Source organism: Tenacibaculum sp. 190524A02b (genome assembly GCF_964036645.1).
Classification (GTDB): domain Bacteria; phylum Bacteroidota; class Bacteroidia; order Flavobacteriales; family Flavobacteriaceae; genus Polaribacter; species Polaribacter vairaonense.
Map to the genome: position 1 here is coordinate 71,255 of NZ_OZ038525.1, position 19,854 is coordinate 91,108.

The 19,854-nt window shown below is 31.6% G+C and carries 20 protein-coding genes and 1 riboswitch; of the genes, 19 read left to right on the top strand and 1 reads right to left on the bottom strand.

Annotated elements, in window-relative coordinates:
* The first annotated feature begins 221 nt into the window (after window positions 1-221).
* The 19 genes from ABNT65_RS00285 to metF all read left to right on the top strand — a co-directional run bounded on the left by ABNT65_RS00285 (window position 222) and on the right by metF (window position 18,785).
* On the top strand, window positions 222-1,388 hold the full coding sequence (locus ABNT65_RS00285; protein WP_348746826.1) for an O-succinylhomoserine sulfhydrylase: 1,167 nt from the start codon (window positions 222-224) through the stop codon (window positions 1,386-1,388).
* A 28-nt stretch (window positions 1,389-1,416) separates the two neighbouring features.
* Window positions 1,417-1,824 carry an Rrf2 family transcriptional regulator gene (locus tag ABNT65_RS00290; RefSeq protein ID WP_348702524.1) on the top strand — a complete coding sequence of 136 codons (408 nt, stop codon included), beginning with the start codon at window positions 1,417-1,419 and terminating at the stop codon, window positions 1,822-1,824.
* A 122-nt stretch (window positions 1,825-1,946) separates the two neighbouring features.
* Window positions 1,947-2,201, top strand: a complete 255-nt coding sequence (locus ABNT65_RS00295) for a DUF2061 domain-containing protein (RefSeq protein WP_348702523.1) — start codon at window positions 1,947-1,949, stop codon at window positions 2,199-2,201.
* A gap of 11 nt (window positions 2,202-2,212) precedes the next feature.
* Window positions 2,213-2,821, top strand: a complete 609-nt coding sequence (locus ABNT65_RS00300) for a phosphoadenosine phosphosulfate reductase family protein (protein WP_348746827.1) — start codon at window positions 2,213-2,215, stop codon at window positions 2,819-2,821.
* Between the two features lie 11 nt (window positions 2,822-2,832).
* On the top strand, window positions 2,833-3,738 hold the full coding sequence (gene cysD / locus ABNT65_RS00305; RefSeq protein ID WP_348702522.1) for a sulfate adenylyltransferase subunit CysD: 906 nt from the start codon (window positions 2,833-2,835) through the stop codon (window positions 3,736-3,738).
* A gap of 63 nt (window positions 3,739-3,801) precedes the next feature.
* The gene (locus ABNT65_RS00310) at window positions 3,802-5,049 is read left to right on the top strand and encodes a sulfate adenylyltransferase subunit 1 (RefSeq protein ID WP_348702521.1); all 1,248 of its coding nucleotides are present in this window, start codon (window positions 3,802-3,804) and stop codon (window positions 5,047-5,049) included.
* A gap of 16 nt (window positions 5,050-5,065) precedes the next feature.
* Window positions 5,066-5,413: a 4Fe-4S dicluster domain-containing protein gene (locus ABNT65_RS00315; protein ID WP_348702520.1), complete on the top strand. Its 348-nt coding sequence runs from the start codon at window positions 5,066-5,068 to the stop codon at window positions 5,411-5,413.
* Window positions 5,414-5,453: 40 nt separating this feature from the next.
* The gene (locus tag ABNT65_RS00320) at window positions 5,454-7,556 is read left to right on the top strand and encodes a HEPN domain-containing protein (protein ID WP_348702519.1); all 2,103 of its coding nucleotides are present in this window, start codon (window positions 5,454-5,456) and stop codon (window positions 7,554-7,556) included.
* Between the two features lie 12 nt (window positions 7,557-7,568).
* Window positions 7,569-8,336, top strand: a complete 768-nt coding sequence (gene cobA / locus ABNT65_RS00325) for a uroporphyrinogen-III C-methyltransferase (protein ID WP_348746828.1) — start codon at window positions 7,569-7,571, stop codon at window positions 8,334-8,336.
* A 1-nt stretch (window position 8,337) separates the two neighbouring features.
* Window positions 8,338-8,916, top strand: a complete 579-nt coding sequence (locus ABNT65_RS00330; RefSeq protein ID WP_348702517.1) for a bifunctional precorrin-2 dehydrogenase/sirohydrochlorin ferrochelatase — start codon at window positions 8,338-8,340, stop codon at window positions 8,914-8,916.
* 8 nt (window positions 8,917-8,924) lie between these two features.
* Window positions 8,925-9,980: an NAD(P)/FAD-dependent oxidoreductase gene (locus ABNT65_RS00335; RefSeq protein ID WP_348702516.1), complete on the top strand. Its 1,056-nt coding sequence runs from the start codon at window positions 8,925-8,927 to the stop codon at window positions 9,978-9,980.
* Entirely contained in the window at window positions 9,980-10,312 is a 333-nt protein-coding gene (locus tag ABNT65_RS00340) for a ferredoxin (protein ID WP_348702515.1), read from the top strand. The genes ABNT65_RS00335 and ABNT65_RS00340 overlap by 1 nt, the downstream gene beginning before the upstream one ends.
* A gap of 29 nt (window positions 10,313-10,341) precedes the next feature.
* Window positions 10,342-11,085, top strand: coding sequence for a serine O-acetyltransferase EpsC (gene epsC / locus ABNT65_RS00345; protein WP_348702514.1), 744 nt, complete (start codon window positions 10,342-10,344; stop codon window positions 11,083-11,085).
* Between the two features lie 22 nt (window positions 11,086-11,107).
* A complete protein-coding gene (gene cysM / locus ABNT65_RS00350) occupies window positions 11,108-11,998 on the top strand; it encodes a cysteine synthase CysM (RefSeq protein WP_348746829.1) in 891 nt (296 codons plus the stop codon).
* 68 nt (window positions 11,999-12,066) lie between these two features.
* Window positions 12,067-12,175, top strand: a riboswitch (SAM riboswitch).
* Between the two features lie 52 nt (window positions 12,176-12,227).
* A complete protein-coding gene (locus tag ABNT65_RS00355) occupies window positions 12,228-13,223 on the top strand; it encodes a homocysteine S-methyltransferase family protein (protein ID WP_348702512.1) in 996 nt (331 codons plus the stop codon).
* Complete coding sequence (locus tag ABNT65_RS00360; RefSeq protein WP_348746830.1) at window positions 13,224-14,621, top strand: pyridoxal phosphate-dependent decarboxylase family protein; 1,398 nt, start codon at window positions 13,224-13,226, stop codon at window positions 14,619-14,621.
* Between the two features lie 12 nt (window positions 14,622-14,633).
* Complete coding sequence (locus ABNT65_RS00365; protein ID WP_348737163.1) at window positions 14,634-15,098, top strand: hypothetical protein; 465 nt, start codon at window positions 14,634-14,636, stop codon at window positions 15,096-15,098.
* Window positions 15,099-15,107: 9 nt separating this feature from the next.
* On the top strand, window positions 15,108-17,786 hold the full coding sequence (gene metH, locus ABNT65_RS00370) for a methionine synthase (RefSeq protein WP_348746831.1): 2,679 nt from the start codon (window positions 15,108-15,110) through the stop codon (window positions 17,784-17,786).
* A gap of 42 nt (window positions 17,787-17,828) precedes the next feature.
* On the top strand, window positions 17,829-18,785 hold the full coding sequence (gene metF / locus ABNT65_RS00375; RefSeq protein ID WP_348702508.1) for a methylenetetrahydrofolate reductase [NAD(P)H]: 957 nt from the start codon (window positions 17,829-17,831) through the stop codon (window positions 18,783-18,785).
* Window positions 18,786-19,148: 363 nt separating this feature from the next.
* Here the strand turns inward: metF and ABNT65_RS00380 are convergent, their stop codons facing one another.
* Window positions 19,149-19,847, bottom strand: a complete 699-nt coding sequence (locus tag ABNT65_RS00380) for a hypothetical protein (protein ID WP_348702507.1) — start codon at window positions 19,845-19,847, stop codon at window positions 19,149-19,151.
* Window positions 19,848-19,854: the final 7 nt, after the last annotated feature.

Consider the following 19,854-nt stretch of genomic DNA (forward strand, 5'->3'; position numbering starts at 1 on the left):
ACACAGCAGGAGGAACAAGTAACAAGGCATGAGGAGTTTGTAACACAGTAAGAGGAATGAGTAACAAGCTAAGAGGAGCGTATAACACAGCATAAGAAAGGTATAGTAATCAAAGAGAAACATGTGTATACAGTAAAGAAAGATAAGTGAGAATACGTTGAGTAAGATACATAGTGAGAAATCATAATAAAACACAATTAATTAAATAATTGACCCACAAAATGAGTAATAAATTTGAAACACAAGCTATAAGGCAGCAAACAGAAAGAACTCAATTTTCTGAGCATTCAACACCTTTATACTTAACCTCAAGTTTTGTATTTGATGATGCAGAAGATATGCGTGCATCCTTTGCAGAAGAAAAAGAGAAAAACCTATATAGTAGGTTTTCTAACCCTAATACAACTGAGTTTGTAAATAAAATAGTAGCAATGGAAGGAGCAGAAGCAGGTTATGCTTTTGCAACAGGAATGGCAGCTGTATTTTCTACATTTGGAGCATTATTAAATGCGGGAGACCATATTGTTTCTTCGCGTTCAGTATTTGGATCAACACATAGTTTATTTACAAAATATTTTCCAAAATGGAATATTGAAACAAGCTATTTTAAAGTAAATGAAACGGATAAAATAGAAAGTTTAATACAGCCTAATACAAAAATATTATATGCGGAAACTCCAACAAATCCTGCAGTTGATATTTTAGATTTAGAATTATTAGGAAACATTGCTAAAAAGCACAACTTGCTATTAGTTATAGATAATTGCTTTGCAACTCCATACTTACAAACCCCAATAAAATTTGGAGCAGACTTAGTAATTCATTCAGCTACAAAATTAATAGACGGGCAAGGAAGAGTATTAGGAGGAGTAACAGTTGGAAAAGCAGACTTAATAAGAGAAATTTACTTGTTTTCAAGAAACACAGGACCAGCAATGTCACCATTTAACGCATGGGTGTTGTCAAAAAGTTTAGAAACATTAAGTTTAAGAGTAGAAAAACATTGCGAAAATGCATTAAAAGTAGCACAATTTTTAGAAGAGCATCCAAAAGTAAATTTTGTTAAATACCCATTTTTACAATCGCATCCACAATACGAAGTAGCCAAAAAACAAATGCGATTAGGAGGAAATATTGTGGCTTTTGAAATAAAAGGAGGAATAGAAGCAGGACGTAAATTCTTAAATAATATAAAAATGTGTTCCCTGTCGGCAAACCTTGGAGATACCAGAACCATTGTAACACACCCAGCATCCACAACACACAGTAAACTAAGTATTGAAGATAGATTAGAAGTAGGAATTACAGACGGATTAGTAAGAACTTCTATTGGTTTAGAAAATGTAGAAGACGTAATAAATGATTTAAGACAAGCTTTAGAGAATTAAAAAATAAATAAAAGTGTATTTTTGTAATATGCTTTCTAAAAAAACAAAATATGGAATCAAAGCACTAACCTTTATTGCAAAGCAAGAAAAAGGACTTAAAGTGCAAATAGCTACCATCTCCGAGAAGGAGAATATTTCCCATAAATTTTTAGAAAGTATATTACTTACCTTACGTAAAGCAGGAGTTTTAGGAGCTAAAAAAGGAAAAGGCGGTGGTTATTATTTGCTTAAAGAAGCCAATGAAATAAAAATGACCGAAGTAATCCGTACCCTTGAAGGACCTATTGCTATGGTGCCTTGTGTTAGTTTAAACTTTTATGAAAAATGTGATGATTGTCCAGATGAAGAAGCTTGTGCAGTTCATAAACTAATGATACAAGTAAGAGACAATACACTTAAAGTTTTACGTAGTACTACACTTGCCGATTTGGTGTAATTTAAATACACAAATATTACATAATTGTTAATTTTTCTTTTTTTTCTTTGATATTTGAAATGAGTATGTATATTTGTCGACTTAAAACCTAGTATTCCGATAGGGTAAAAGGAATTAGTAAAATGATTATAGAACAAGTAGTAGAAAATAAAACCAATTATAAAGAAGATAAGCATACAGAAAAGCCTATCAGAAGTATTGTAAAATCAATAAGTTGGCGGTTTCTTGGAACTATAGACACAATACTTATTTCTTGGGTAATAACAGGAGAAGTAAGAACAGCCTTTTCTATAGGAGCAATTGAATTAGTAACTAAAATGTTGCTGTATTTTTTTCACGAAAGAGTTTGGAATAGTATAAAATGGGGCAGAAAATAAGTTTAGTAAAAATGAATTTAGTAGAAGTAAACGAACAGTTAAAAGGTAAAACACCACAAGAAATTGTTAAATGGGCATTGTCAATAGCAAAAAAGCCTGTAGTAACAACAAATTTTAGACCTTATGAAGCGGCTATATTACACTTAGTGACTTCATTAGAAAATGAAATAAATGTTATTTGGTGTGATACAGGGTATAATACACCGCAAACATATAAGCATGCTGAAGAGTTAATTCATTCATTACAGCTAAACGTAAATTTATATGTTCCTAAGCAAACAGAAGCGCACAGAAATATAACACTAGGTTTACCAACGGTAGATGACCCTAATCATACTTTATTTACTGAACAAGTGAAACTAGAACCATTTAAAAGAGCCATGGAAGAACATCAACCTGATGTTTGGTTTACCAATCTTCGTAAAGGACAAACTGCGTTTAGAGATAGTATTGATGTTGTTTCACAAAGTAAAGATGGAATTATTAAAGTAAGTCCATTTTACAATTGGTCAGATGAAGATTTAGACAAGTATTTAGAAGGGAATAATTTACCTAATGAGTTTAAATACTTTGATCCAACAAAAGTAGAAAGTAATAGAGAATGTGGTTTACATATTTAAAAAATACAATTATGAATACGAATATAATTAGAGTAGGAGCATTAGAGAGTGAGGCTATATACATATTTAGAGAAGTAGTTGCACAATTTGAGAAACCAGTATTATTATTTTCAGGAGGAAAAGATAGTATAACTTTAGTAAGACTAGCTCAAAAAGCATTTTACCCAGCTAAAATTCCTTTTCCTTTAATGCATATTGATACGGGACATAACTTTCCTGAAACAATAGAGTTTAGAGATAGATTAGTAAAAGAACTAGGTGTAGAATTAATAGTACGTGATGTACAAGATAATATTGATGCTGGTAAAGTAAAAGAAGAAACAGGGAAATACGCAAGCCGCAACATGCTACAAACCGAAACATTATTGGATGCCATAGAAGAATTTGGTTTTGACGCATGTATAGGCGGTGCGCGTAGAGATGAAGAGAAAGCTAGAGCTAAAGAGCGTATTTTTTCAGTAAGAGATGATTTTGGACAATGGGATGAGAAAAACCAGAGACCTGAATTATTTGATATGTTAAATGGAAGAATTGATTTAGGACAAAACGTTCGTGTATTTCCTATCTCCAACTGGACTGAATTAGATGTTTGGTCATATATACAAAAAGAGAAAATAGAAATACCATCAATTTATTTTGCTCATAAAAGAGAAACATTTGTAAGAGATGGATTGATTTGGTCAGCTAATGATGAAGTAGTTTACAGAGAAGAAGATGAGTTAGTAGAAGAAAGAATGGTACGTTTTAGAACAGTAGGAGATATGAGTTGTACAGCAGCTGTTTTATCTGAAGCAACAGATATTGACACTATTGTTGATGAAATTAGAGTGTCAACAATTTCTGAAAGAGGTGCAAGGATAGATGATAAACGTTCTGAAGCAGCCATGGAAAAACGTAAACAACAAGGGTATTTTTAAACAAAAAACTAGTAATGAGTGTTAAAAATAAAACACTTAAAACTCAAAATTCAATACTAAGAAATGAATGTACTAAAAATAGCAACAGCAGGGAGTGTAGATGATGGTAAAAGTACTTTAATTGGACGTATATTATACGATACAAAATCATTAACAGAAGATAAATTACAAGCTATAGAAGAAAAAAGTAAGCAAAGAGGATTTGATTATTTAGACTTTTCTTTAGCTACAGATGGATTAGTAGCAGAAAGAGAGCAAGGAATAACTATTGATGTAGCGCATATCTATTTCTCTACTCCAAAAACAAGTTTTATCATAGCTGATACTCCAGGTCATATAGAGTATACGAGAAATATGGTTACTGGAGCTTCAAACTCTCAAGCTTCAATAGTATTAGTAGACGCTAGAAATGGTGTAGTAGAACAGACATATCGTCACTTCTTTATCAATAACTTATTAAGAGTAAAAGATGTTGTAATTGCTGTTAATAAAATGGATTTAGTTGATTTTTCGGAAGATAAGTTTAACCAAATAAAAGGTGAAATAGAATATTTAGCAAGTAAAAGTGAGTATAAAAACCAAAACTTGACATTTATACCATTATCAGCATTACATGGAGATAACGTAGTTGATAAATCAAATAAAATGGAATGGTATAATGGAGTAAGCTTACTAGAACATTTAGAAAGTTTGGAGTCAGAAGATGTTCAAGAAAAATCACAAGTACGTTTTCCAGTACAAACTGTTATTCGCCCAAAAACAGAAGAGTATCATGATTATAGAGGATATGCAGGTAAACTATATGGAGGAGATTTAGCGGTAGGTGATAAAGTAGTAGTATTACCATCAGCAACAAAATCTATAGTAAAGAGTATTCAGTTTTTTGATGCAGAATATCAAGAAGCTAAAAGAGGTAGTTCGATAAACATTACATTAGAAGATGATGTAAATGTTAGTAGAGGAGATATGTTAGTAAAAGAAGGAGAAGAACCTACAATTACAAAACAATTAGAAGCTACTATTTGTTGGATGGATAAACAACCTTTACAAGCTTCAGAAAAATACTATATAAAGCATGGTGTTAACGATGCACAAGTAAAAATAACCAATCTATCATCTTTAATTCATACTGATTTTTCAGGGAAAGAAGAAAACCCAGAAAAATTATCATTAAATGAAATAGGTGAGGTTACTCTAAAAATAAGCAAACCGTTATTTGTAGATAGTTATGAGGAAAATAAAGCAAATGGAGCATTTATTTTAATCAATCCAAAAACAAATAATACTTCAGGAATAGGCTTTATTAAATAATTTAAAATTTGGAAACATGGCAATTGTAATTACAGATGAATGTATAAACTGTGGTGCTTGTGAACCAGAGTGTCCAAATACTGCTATTTATGAAGGAGCAGTGGATTGGAAGTATAGCGAAGGAACATCCTTAGAAGGAACCATAACATTATTAAACGGTAATAATATAGATGCAGATTCAGAACAAGAACCAGTTTCTGATGAGTATTATTTTATTGTAGCTGATAAATGTACAGAATGTAAAGGATTTCATGAAGAACCACAATGTGCAGCGGTTTGTCCAGTAGATTGTTGTGTTCCAGATGAAGACAATGTAGAGACAGAAGAAGAGTTGTTAGCAAAGCAAAACTTCTTACACAACTAAATTATGAATGCTTGTAAAAGCTCAATAACCTCAAAATACTATGCAAAGTTTTAGATCAGAAATAGAAAACCCAATAGTTGAAAAAGATATACTAGAGTTAGAACGTAAAATACGTTTATTCAAAGAAGGAAAAATAGATGAAGAACGTTTTAGAAGTTTACGTTTAGCTAGAGGAGTATACGGACAACGCCAATTAGGAGTTCAAATGATTCGCATAAAATTACCTTATGGAAAGGTAACAAGTGAACAACTACATAGAATCGCAGATGTTTCAGATGAATACTCAAGAGGACGTTTACATATTACAACACGTCAAGATATTCAAATTCACTATGTAAGTCTAGATAGAACACCTGAATTATGGGCACAGTTAGAAAAAGATGATATTACCTTACGTGAAGCATGTGGAAATGCGGTTCGTAACGTAACAGCATCTGAAACAGCAGGGATAGATCCAAATGAACCTTTTGATGTAACACCATATGCACACGCTACATTTGAATTTTTCTTAAGAAACCCAATCTGTCAAGAAATGGGAAGAAAATTCAAAATGTCTTTTTCTTCTACAGATGAAGATACAGCTTTAAGTTTTATGCATGATTTAGGCTTTATAGCTAAAGTGAAAAATGTAGAAGGTAAAGAAATAAGAGGTTTTAAAGTAATGTTAGCTGGAGGATTAGGTTCTCAACCAAGACATGCAGATGTAATGTATGAGTTCTTAGAAGCTGACTTATTAATTCCAACTATTGAAGGAGTTTTAAGAGTATTTGATAGACACGGTGAAAGAGCTAAAAGAGCAAAAGCTCGTTTAAAATTCTTAGTAAAAGATTTAGGGTTAGATGGTTTTTTAACTTTAGTAGAAGGAGAAAGAAGAGCATTAGCGTATCAATCATACCCTATTGATTTAAGCAAGTTTGAAAAACCGATAGTTTTTAATACAAATAAAATACCAGTTGTAAATATTGAAGATAACGAAGCTTATAATGAGTGGAAAAGAACCAATGTCATTCAACAAAAACAACCAGGTTTGTATGCAATAGGTATAAAGGTACATTTAGGAGATTTTTATACAGATAAAGCTCGTTTATTAGCAGATTTAATAAAAGAATATGCGGCTAATGAATTACGATTTACATTACGTCAAAATATTTTAATTCGTCATGTAAGAGAAGCTTTTTTACCATTCTTTTATACAGAATTAAAAAAGTTAGGATTTGTTGAAACTGGCTATAATAGTTTAACAGATATAACAGCTTGTCCAGGTACAGATACTTGTAATTTAGGTATTGCCAGTAGTACAGGAATAGCTGCTGAGTTGGAGCGTGTTTTTAAAACAGAATATCCTCAGTATAGTAATAATAAAGAAATTACTATCAAGATAAGTGGTTGTATGAACGCTTGTGGACAACACAACATGGCACATATAGGATTTCAAGGAATGTCTGTTAAGGCAGGTAAACTATTAGCACCTGCATTACAAGTACTAATTGGAGGTGGTGTTTTAGGAGACGGAAAAGGACGTTTTTCTGATAAATTAGTAAAGGTGCCAAGTAAAAGAGGACCAGAAGCGTTAAGAATATTATTAAATGATTTTGAAGCTAATAAAGAAAGTAAAGAAACCTTCTTAGAGTATTATGATAGGCAAGGAAAAACATACTTCTATGACTCGTTAAAGCACTTATCTGATACAACAAATTTAACTGAAGATGATTTTATTGATTGGGGACATGATAAAAATTATGTAAAGGCAATTGGAGTAGGAGAATGTGCTGGAGTTGTTATCGATTTAGTAGCAACATTATTATTTGAAAGTGAAGAAAAACTAGAAAACGCTCAAGAAGCACTTAAAGAAGAACAATGGTCAGATAGTATTTACCATGCTTATGCAGCTATCATAAATACAGCAAAGGCATTATTAACTTCTGAAGGAGCTAAAACAAATACCCAAGCAGGAATTATTAAGAATTTTGATGAAGTTTTTGTAGATACTAAAAAGTTAGAGTTGCCTAGCTCATTTGCAGATTTAGTATATCAAATTAATAAAAATGAGCCAACAAAAGAATTTGCTCAAAAATATTTACAAGAAGCAGAAGGTTTTTATAAAACAGTAGATGCTTATAGAAAAGAAACAGTAGAGAACTAAAAGAAATTAAAAATGAATACGCAACCAAAATTAACAGTAGTAGGAGCAGGACCAGGGGACGTTGAGTTAATCACGTTGAAAGCAATAAAAGCTTTAGAAACAGCATCCGTTGTTTTGTATGATGCATTGGTAAATCCAGAACTTTTAAGTTATATAAATCCAATGGCAGAGCTAATTTTTGTAGGTAAACGAAGAGGTTGCTATAGATATCAACAAGAACAAATCAACGAACTAATTGTTACTAGAGGACATTCTCATGGACATGTTGTACGTTTGAAAGGAGGAGATTCGTTTATTTTTGGAAGAGGAGCTGAAGAAATGGAATATGCTGCAAAACACGGATTAGAAGTAGCAGTTGTGCCTGGAATATCTTCATCATTGGCAGTGCCAGCTTATCAAAACATACCATTAACTAAAAGAGGAAGCGCTGAAAGTTTTTGGGTAATAACAGGAACTACAAAACAACATCAATTGTCAAATGATGTCGCTTTAGCAGCTAAATCAAATGCAACTGTAGTTATTTTAATGGGAATGGGTAAGCTAGCAGAAATAGTTTCGTTATTTCAAGAAGAAAAAAAGGGAGAATTACCTGTTGCAATAATTCAAAATGGAACAACAGAGCATGAGAAAATAGGTGTTGGAACTGTTGATACTATTGAAAAAGTAGTAGAAATTAACCAATTAAGTAATCCAGCTATAATTGTGTTAGGAGAAGTTGTAAAACATAGAGAGCAATTACAACAAATTCAAGGTAAGGTAGCTTTAAAAGAAGTCGTATAGAATGGAAAAAGAAAGAAATAATCTATACCCAATTTTTTTAAAGGTAAAAGAATTGGAAGTTTTAATAGTAGGAGGCGGTTACGTTGCCGAAGAAAAGTTAACTTTTTTACTAAAGTCTAGCCCTAATGCAAAAGTAACGATGGTAGCTCCGCTATTTAGAGAAGGTACAGTTGTAGCAGCAAAAAAAGGTAATGTTGAAATCATTAATGACGTTTATAATAGCTCATATTTAAAAGGTAAGCATATTGTTATTGCTACTACAGATAAACCTGAAATTAATGTAGAAGTGTACCATGATTGTAAAAAAGAAAGTAAATTGGTAAACGTAGCTGACAATCCGCCTTATTGTGATTTTTATATGGGAGGAATAGTAACTAAAGGAAATGTAAAAGTTGCAATTTCTACAAATGGAAAATCACCAACAACAGCAAAAAGATTACGTCAATTTTTTGAAGAGACAATACCAGAAGATATTAATCAATTAGTTCAAAACTTAAACAGTTACAGAAAAACAATAAAAGGAAACTTTGAAAAAAAAGTAGAAACATTAAATAAACTAACAGAAAGTTTAGTTAAATAATAAAGAAGATGATAAAGACAGATATATTAATTATTGGAGCAGGACCAACAGGTTTATTTACAGTTTTTGAAGCAGGATTATTAAAATTACGTTGTCACTTAATTGATGCCTTAGCTCAACCAGGAGGACAATGTTCTGAAATTTATCCTAAAAAGCCTATATATGATATACCAGCTTATCCAGAAATATTAGCTGGAGATTTGACTAAAAACTTAATGGAACAAATTAAACAATTTGAACCAGGTTTTACATTAGGTGAAAGAGCTGATACTATTGAAAAGCAAGATGACGGAACATTTATTGTAACTACTAATAAAGGAACTAAACACCATGCACCTGTAGTTGCTATTGCAGGAGGTTTAGGAAGTTTTGAACCACGTAAACCTCAAATAGAAAATTTAGCTAAGTTTGAGGATAATGGTGTAGAGTACATGATTAAAGAACCTGAATTATATAGAGATAAAAATGTTGTAATTGCAGGTGGAGGTGATTCAGCTTTAGACTGGTCTATCTTTTTAACTGATGTAGCAAAATCTGTAACCTTAATTCATAGAAGAAATGAGTTTAGAGGCGCATTAGATTCAGTTGAAAAAGTCCAAGAATTAAAGAATCTAGGTAAAATTAATTTAATTACACCGGCAGAAGTAAAAGGTATTCTAGGAGAGGAGCATGTAACTGGTGTGGTAGTTGAGCAAAAAGATAAAGAGCCATTTATTGTAGATACGGATCATTTTATACCTCTATTTGGATTGGCTCCTAAGTTAGGACCAATTGCTAACTGGGGATTAGAAATTGAAAAGAACGCTATTAAAGTAAATAATGCTTTAGATTATCAAACCAATGTTCCAGGAATTTATGCTATTGGAGATGTCAATACGTATCCAGGAAAGTTGAAGTTAATTTTATGTGGATTCCATGAAGCTACTTTAATGTGTCAAAGTGCTTATCAAAGAATACATCCAGATAAAAAATATGTAATGAAATATACAACAGTTGGAGGAGTGCAAGGTTTTGATGGAACTAAAAAAGAAGCACCAAAAGCTGTAGTAAAAGCAATACAATAATGGAACAAGATGTTACTATAAAAATAACTGACAGAGAAGGTGTAATACATGAGGTATTAGCACCGACTGATATGGCAATGAATCTTATGGAGGTAGTTCGTTCTTACGAGCTAGCTCCAGAAGGAACTATAGGTGTTTGTGGAGGAATGGCAATGTGTGCTTCGTGTCAATGTTATGTCAATTCGGAACATGAATTGCCTGAAATGACAGATGATGAAGATGCTATGCTAGCAGAAGCATTTGATGTAAAGGATAATAGCAGGTTGGGGTGTCAAATTCAAATAACACATGAATTAGAAGGCTTGGAGGTTCAATTAGCTCCAGAAAGTTAGTTATTTTTGTTAAAAAGTAAATCTATAAAATGCAATTTAAACATTACGATCTATCATTAAAAGACGATGTAGAGGTTTTTACAAAACAATTATTTTATGCATTGTTTAATGATGTTTGTCAAGAAAGAGCAAACCATTTAAAAGAAAAGTTTGTTAAAATCTTAAATGGATTACAAGTTGAAGAAAGTGAAAAAATATGGGCTTTATATCAACAAACATTTTGCGAAATTAGACAAAAGTTAGACCTAGATGCTAACGCATTTGAGAAAACAGATCCAGCGTGTAAAAGTTTAGGAGAAGTTTATTTAGCATATCCAGGTTTTCATGCTATTGCAATTTATAGATTAAGTCATGAATTATATAAAATGCAAGTACCTATATTACCTAGAATGATGAGTGAATATGCACATGGTATGACAGGAACTGATATTCATCCTGGAGCAAAAATAGGAGATGCATTTTACATAGATCATGCAACAGGTATAGTAATAGGAGAAACAGCTATCATAAAAAATAATGTAGCTATATACCAAGGGGTAACTTTAGGTGGTATTCAAATTAAAAAAGAATTAGCATCGGTTAAAAGACACCCAACAATTGAAAATAATGTAACTATATATGCCAATGCAACTATCTTAGGAGGTGAAGTAGTCGTGGGAGAGGGAAGTATAATTGGAGCTAATGTATGTGTTACAAATTCTGTACCTCAAGGTTCTATAGTAACCTATGAATCAGAAAATAAAATAACAACTAGAAAATCATACGCAAAGTGATTTTCTTTAAAGAAAAAACTAAATGAAAACCTTAACTATTACAGATAGCATTGGAAATACACCTTTAGTAGAGGTGTCTTCAGTGATAAATAAAGAAGGAGTAAGACTTTTTTTAAAATTAGAAGGAAATAATCCTGGAGGAAGTGTTAAAGATAGAGCTGCATATAACATGATTGCAGAAGCTATTAAACGTAAAAACATAAAGAAAGGTGATTATTTGGTTGAAGCTACTAGTGGAAATACAGGAATTGCTTTAGCTTTAATGGCTAAAGTATTAGGTGTAAATATGGTATTAGTAATGCCCGAAAATGCAACAGAAGAAAGAGTGAAAACGATGAAGTCTTATGGAGCAGAAGTTATTTTAACTCCAGCTGAAGATGGTATAGAAGGCTCAAGAGATAAGGCACTAGAACTTCGTTACAAAGAAGGGTATTTCATGCTAAATCAGTTTGAAAATAATGATAACTGGAAAGCGCATTATAAAACCACTGGACCTGAAATATGGAGAGATACAGAAGGAGAAGTAACACACTTTGTATCAGCAATGGGAACTACAGGTACAATCATGGGAGTATCAACGTATTTAAAAGAGCAAAATCCTAATGTAAAAATTGTAGGAGCACAACCTAAAGAAGGCTCTAGAATACCAGGGATAAGAAGATGGTCACCAGAGTATTTACCTAAAATATTTGATAAAAATAAGGTAGATCAAACATTAGAGGTAAGTAGAGAAGAAGCTACAGAAATGACAAGGAAATTAGCCAAAGAAGAAGGAATCATGGCAGGAATGAGTAGTGGGGGAGCTTTACATGTAGCTCTAAAACTAGCTGAACAAATAGACAAAGGTATTATTGTAGCTATTGTTTGTGATAGAGGAGACAGATACTTGTCTTCAGATTTATTTGAAAATTAGAAAAATTAAATAGGTGTAATAAAAAATAATTTGTTTATTTGCACCAATAAAGTTCATTAACTTAATTATTGTTATCAAGAAAGGCGGAGGGAATAGACCCTGAGAAACCTTAGCAACCCTTTGTGTAAACAAAGAAGGTGCTACGTTCTACTGTTTAAAAAAACGGAGAGATAACGAAAAGAATTTACTTTCTCTTTTCCTGATAACAAAAAATAAAAAATTATCAGGAATGTCAAACATACATAACGAATTACAAAAAAGAATATTAATACTTGATGGTGCTATGGGTACCATGCTTCAGGAATATAAGTTTACTGAAGAAGATTTTAGAGGAGAACGCTTTAAAGAATACCCTATTCCACTTAAAGGTAATAACGATTTGTTATCTATAACACAACCTGAAGCAGTAAAAGAAGTGCATAGAAAATATTTTGCTGCAGGAGCTGATATTGTAGAAACCAATACATTTTCAGGAACAACAATAGCCATGGCAGATTATCAAATGGAAGATTTGGTATATGAGCTCAATTATGAATCTGCAAGATTAGCGAAAGAGGCTGCAGATGAATTTACTAAAAAAGAACCTCATAAACCAAGATTTGTTGCTGGATCAATAGGTCCAACAAATAGAACAGCTAGTATGTCGCCAGATGTAAATGATCCAGGCTATAGAGCGGTAACCTTTGATGAGTTACGAATAGCTTATAAACAGCAAATAGAAGCGTTGTTAGATGGAGGTTCTGATATTTTACTTGTAGAAACAATCTTTGATACATTAAATGCAAAAGCAGCTTTATTTGCTATTGAAGAAGTAAAAACAGAAAGAAATATTGAGGTTCCAGTGATGGTTTCAGGTACAATAACGGATGCTTCAGGAAGAACATTGTCAGGACAAACTGCAGAAGCGTTTTTAATATCAATATCACACTTACCTTTACTATCAGTAGGATTCAATTGCGCCTTAGGTGCCAATTTATTACAGCCACATTTAGAAGCAATAGCTCCAAAAACAGAGTTTGCTATATCAGCGCACCCAAATGCAGGTTTACCAAATGCTTTCGGAGAATATGATGAAACTCCTGAAGAAACAGCTACTCAAATAGAAGAGTATTTAAAAAAGAATTTGATAAATATTGTAGGAGGATGTTGTGGTACTACTCCTGACCATATAAAAGCCATTGCAGAAGTAGCCCAAAAATATAACCCTAGAAAAATTGAAAATTAGATGGATTTAGTCTTACAAAAGGACCTTGATTTGTTATCTAATTTATTAGAAGAAACAAAAAACAATGGGTTAGAGTTTTTGAAAACAGTTGATGGAAGAAAAACATCAACAATTAATAATATTGACCCTGAGAGATCATTGAATCAAAAAGGACTTGGAGCAGCAAAAACATTAGAAGTTTTTAAAGAAAGATTTGATGAAGTTTTAGTGGCATCAACAGGAGCTAGGTACTGGGGTTATGTAACTGGAGGAGCTACGCCAGCATCAATAATGGGAGATTGGTTAGCAACTGTTTATGATCAAAATACTCAAGGAATAACAGGACAAGGTGATGTGTCCGCTATTATAGAATTAGAAACTATTGAGTTGTTAAAATCTCTTTTAAATATTTCTGGAGAATTCTTAGGAGGTTTTGTTACTGGAGCAACAATGTCAAACTTTACATGTTTATCTGTAGCAAGACAATGGTATGGAAAACAAATAGGAAAAGATTACGCTAAAGAAGGGGTAAGTGATACACTTAATATTTTGTCTGCTACGCCACATTCTTCATCTGTAAAGGCACTAGCAATGTTAGGAGTTGGAAGCAGAAATATAATAAAAGTAAAAATAGTAGAAGGAAACAGAGAAGCTATAGATGTTGAAGATTTAGAAAAAAAAATAAAAGAGTTAAAAGGAAAACCTTTTATTTTAATATCTAGTGCAGGTACGGTAAATACAGTAGATTTTGATGATTTTTTAGCTATTGAAAAGCTCAAAAAGAAATATAATTTTTGGTGGCATATTGATGCTGCATTTGGTGCTTTTGCAGCATGTAGCTCAAAATATAGTCACTTGTTAAAAGGTTGGAATGAAGCAGACAGCATAACAACGGATTGTCATAAGTGGTTAAATGTACCTTATGAAAGTGCTTTTTATCTTATTAAAAGAGAATATAACTTATTACAGGTAGAGAGCTTTCAGAATTCAAATGCTCCATACTTAGGAGATCCTTTAGAGAATTTCAATTATCTAAACTTTTTACCAGAAAATTCAAGAAGGTTAAAAGCTTTACCAGCTTGGTTCACATTAAAGGCTTATGGAAAAGAAGGTTATAAAGAAATTATTGAGAGAAATATTGAGTTAGCTAAAAAGTTTGGTGACTTTATTGTTGAAAGTAAAGATTTTGAACTATTAGCTCCTGTAAGATTAAACACTGTTTGTTTCACATTAAAAGGAAAGGAAGAGAGTTCAGCTCGTTTTTTACATTTATTAAATAAGAAAGGAGCGGTGTTTATGACACCTACTGTTTATAAAGGTAAAAAAGGAATTAGAGCAGCAATAGTGAATTGGAGAACGGTAGAGAAAGATGTATTCTTAGCAATAGAAGTAATGAAGCAAACTGTAAATGAATTATAAATGACTTGTTTTATGAAGACACATATTGTTTTTTTAATTATAACTCTTTTTTGTTTTTCGTGTAAAGAAAAAGTAAATAAAGGGAGTTTGTTACCTAAATTAGGTGAAAAAAAGTTAAAAATAGAAGGCACTTGGAAGTTGATATATGGAGAAATTAAAGAAAAAGACGCTACAAAGGTTAAAGATTTATCAAAAACTGATTTTATTAAAATAATTAATAAAACACATTTTGCATTCTTTAATCAGAACAAAGAAACTTCTGAAGGTTTTTATGGTGGAGGAGGTAGCTATACATTAAAAGGAAATGTATACAAGGAAAAGTTGGTATATGTAGCAGTTGAAACGATAAGGAATCATGAGTTTACATTTAACGTGAAGATAGTAGGAGATACTCTAATTCAATATGGAAAAGAAGAAGTTAAAGAAGCTGGGATGGATAGAGATATTATAGAAAAATATATTAGAATAAAATTATAGTATTTGAAAATGACTATAAAGAGTAATAAATACATGCGTTTATCTGGGTTAGAACCATTGATTATAACACCAGAAAGTAACTTTATTAATGTAGGAGAACGAACAAATGTTGCAGGGTCACGTAAGTTTCTTCGCTTAATAAAAGAAGAAAAGTTTGATGAAGCCTTAGCCATTGCACGTCATCAAGTAGATGGAGGAGCTCAGATCATAGACATTAATATGGATGATGGTTTAATTGATGGAAAGGAAGCCATGGTAAGGTTTTTAAACCTAATAGCTTCTGAACCTGATATTGCTAGAGTTCCTATTATGATTGATAGCTCTAAATGGGAAATAATAGAAGCTGGGTTACAGGTAGTACAAGGTAAATCTGTTGTAAATTCTATTTCTTTAAAAGAAGGAGAAGAAAAATTTATCTGGGAAGCCACACAAATTAAAATGTATGGAGCTGCAGTTATTGTAATGGCTTTTGATGAAGTAGGACAAGCCGATACCTATGAACGTCGTATTGAAATAGCAGAACGTTCCTATAAAGTATTAGTAGAGAAAGTAAAGTTTCCACCTGAGGATATTATTTTTGATTTAAATATTTTTCCAGTAGCTACAGGAATGGAAGAGCATCGAAAAAATGCTATTGATTTTATAGAAGCTACACGTTGGGTGCGTGAAAATTTACCACATGTAAGTGTAAGTGGAGGAGTTAGTAATGTGTCTTTTTCGTTTAGAGGTAATAATACAGTTCGTGAAGCAATGCACTCTGTATTTCTTTATTATGCTATTAAAGCAGGTATGAATATGGGAATTGTAAACCCTACTATGTTGGAGGTTTATGATGATATTCCTAAAGATTTATTAGAGCATATTGAAGATGTTATTTTAGATAGAAGAGAGGATGCTACTGAAAGATTACTAGACTTTGCTGAAACTGTTAAAGGAAAAAAGAAAGAAGATGATGGAAAAGCATTGGAATGGCGAAAATTATCTTTACAAGAGCGTATTACACACTCATTGGTGAAAGGAATTGATGCTTTTATAGTAGAAGATGCTGAAGAAGCAAGGAAAAGTGTTGAAAGACCTTTACATGTAATTGAAGGTCATTTAATGACTGGGATGAATGTGGTAGGAGATTTATTTGGTTCAGGGAAAATGTTTTTACCTCAGGTTGTAAAGTCTGCTAGAGTAATGAAAAAAGCAGTAGCCTATTTAAATCCTTTTATTGAAGAAGAAAAGAGTGAAGAACAAAAAGCATTAGGTAAAATCCTAATGGCTACTGTTAAAGGAGATGTGCATGATATTGGGAAAAATATTGTGAGTGTTGTTTTAGGCTGTAATAATTATGAAATAGTTGATTTAGGCGTAATGGTACCGCCTGAAAAAATAATAGAAACCGCTAAAAAAGAAAAGGTAGATGCAATTGGTTTAAGTGGATTAATTACGCCATCATTAGATGAAATGGTGTATTTAGCTAAAGAAATGGAACGCCAAAATTTCGAAATACCATTGTTAATTGGTGGCGCAACAACTTCAAAGGCACATACAGCAGTAAAAATAGATACACAATATAAAAATGCAGTGGTACATGTAAATGATGCCTCAAGAGCAGTAACCGTTGTAGGAGATTTATTAAATCAAAAAACAAAAAATGAATATGTTGCTAAGCTAAAACAAGATTATGAAGAATTTAGAAATAAGTTTTTAAAGCGAGGAAAAGAAAAGCATTACATAACTATTGAAGAAGCTAGAAACAGAAAATTTAAAATAGATTGGAACACATCAAAAATATATAAACCTAAGGAGTTAGGAGTTCAAAAATTAGAGCAAGTTAGTCTAAAGGAATTAGTGCCATTTTTTGATTGGAGTCCATTTTTTAGATCATGGGATTTGCATGGAAAATTTCCAGATATTTTAGAAGATGAACTTGTAGGAAAAGAAGCATCAAATTTATACAAGGATGCTCAAAAAATGATACAACAAATAATAGAAAAACAAGCATTAAAACCTAAAGCAATTTTTGGATTATTTGAAGCGAATACAATCAATGATGATGATATATCTATAAGTAAAAAAGGAGAAGAGGTAGTTGTTTTTAGAACCTTAAGGCAACAATTAAAGAAAAGAGAAGGAAAAGCAAGTTTTGCTTTATCTGATTTTATAGCTCCTAAAGAGACAAATAAGCAAGACTATATGGGAGCTTTTTGTACAGCTATTTTTGGAGCAGATGAACTAGCTAGAGAATACAAAAATATACATGATGATTACAATGCAATAATGGTTCAAGCTATAGCCGATAGATTTGCTGAAGCTTTTGCAGAATATTTACACCATAGAATTAGAACCAAGCATTGGGGATATGCATCGGAGGAAACTTTAACAAATGAAGAGTTGATAAAAGAAGCCTATAAAGGAATTAGACCTGCACCAGGGTATCCTGCATGTCCTGATCATTTAGAGAAAGAAACCATATGGGAATTATTAGAAGTTGAAAAAAATATTGGTGTAACTCTTACTGAAAGTTTAGCAATGTGGCCAGCAGCCGCAGTTTCTGGGTATTATTTTGCAAATGAAGAAGCAAAATATTTTGGTCTAGGAAAAATAACAGATGACCAAGTAAGGGATTATGCTAAAAGAAAAGGAATTACATTAGATAAAGCTAGAAAATGGTTACACCCTAATATAGCTGATAACTAAAATCTAACAATACAGATAAAACTCTTTTTATAGAGAATAGATATGAAAGTAACAGAACATATAGAAAAAGCCAAAGGGAAAACATTATTTTCATTTGAAATAGTACCACCTCAAAAAGGGCAAAATATTCAAGATTTATATAATAATATTGATCCGTTAATGGAGTTTAAACCTCCTTTTATAGATGTTACAACCTCAAGAGAAGAATACATTTATTTACCTAAAGATAATGGGCTTTTAGAGAAAAAAATAACCAGAATGCGTCCTGGTACTGTAGGGATTTGTGCTTCATTAAAATATAAGTATGATGTTGATGCAATACCTCATGTTTTATGCGGAGGTTTTACAAAGGAAGAAACGGAATATGTATTGGTAGATTGTCATTATTTAGGAATAGAAAATGTAATGGCATTAAGAGGAGATGCTAGAAAAGATCAGCAATATTTTCAAGCCTCTAACGGAGGAAATCAATATGCCTCTGATTTGGTAAAACAAATAGCGGATTTAAATAAAGGAAAATATCTACATGAAATTATTGAAACACCTCATAAATCAGATTTTTGTATTGGTGTAGCGGGGTATCCAGAAAAACATTTAGAAGCTCCTAGTTTAGAAAGTGATTTAAAACGATTAAAGGAAAAAGTAGAAGCAGGAGCGGATTATGTGGTAACACAAATGTTTTTTGATAATTCTAAATATTTTAAGTTTGTAGAAAAGGCTAAAGAAATAGGGATTACTGTACCTATTATACCAGGAATTAAACCTTTAGCAGTAAAGAGACATTTACAAGTATTACCACAAATTTTTAGGTTAGACTTGCCTCAAAGTTTAGTAGAAGCAGTAGAAGCCTGTAAAGATAATAAGGAAGTAAGACAAGTAGGGATAGAATGGGCAATACAACAAAGTAAGGAGTTAATACAAGCAGGCGTACCTGTATTGCATTACTATTCAATGGGAAAATCAAGTAATATAAAAGCAATTGCAAAGGAAGTTTTTTAAAGGAATACTCAAATAAATACTATTAAAGCTCTTATTTTAAGAGCTTTTTTGTGCCTAAAAAAAGAGTTTTAATAGTATATTAACAAAGTTTTTCTTGTGTTATTTAATAAAAATGCGTATATTGTACATGCTATGACAGCTAATCACTAATTGAGAAAATAAAAAATGGCTATTTAATTACCTTATTATTTTTAATAACTAACTATAACTTCTACATAGAAGAAGTTGTTTTGTGTTTAAACGTGTATTTTGATTTAAAATATAATACAGGTCTAGGCCTCCTGTATTAGTTTTCATATTTCAATTTTCCCCCACAATTTTAATAGTGTTGTGGGGATTTTTATGTTTTAATTTAACTTATTATTAAATAGCTTTACTTAAATTCCATTCATGTAATCCTTTAAAATTAACTTTTAAAGTAATTTTTTCTTTAGTAGCAATTTTCAGTAAGTTAACTAAGAAATTTCCTTCTACAACTTGTACTCCAGATTGGTGTAATTCACTATTTTCTTCGTTATCATAATCTTTTATAGAGGTAATATTAAGTTTATTATCAGTTTTTGATAGTAATACAAAACTATCTTCTATATCTTCAATAATTCCAGCTTCTTTTGCACTTTTATAGGTGTCATTATCTACTACATTACCTATAAAATCAAAATAAGGAGTATCTATTTCTTCTTCATTCATTAAAGCTTTAATAATGTATGAACCAACCACCAATTTAGGAGAATCCGTTTTTTGTACTTTAACTAATTCAACATTTAATGCATGTTTTTCATACATCGTTTTATTAAGTACAATGTTTAAGTTAGTAGCAATTGTTCCATTTTTTAAACCATTTGAACTTTTAAGTTCAATGTTAGAAGCTTTATTTTTTAAGTTATCTAAGTCAACGTCACAAAAATAGGTTACATCATTAGGAACCTTATTTTTGGTAGTAACGATTTCTGGTTTTTTAGAAGGTTCAATTTCTTGTTTTTGAGTATTGGATGAACTTTGTTTGCATGCACTAAAAGAGAATAGAAAAGCCAGTATTCCAATTTTTAAAGTTTGAATCATATTTAAG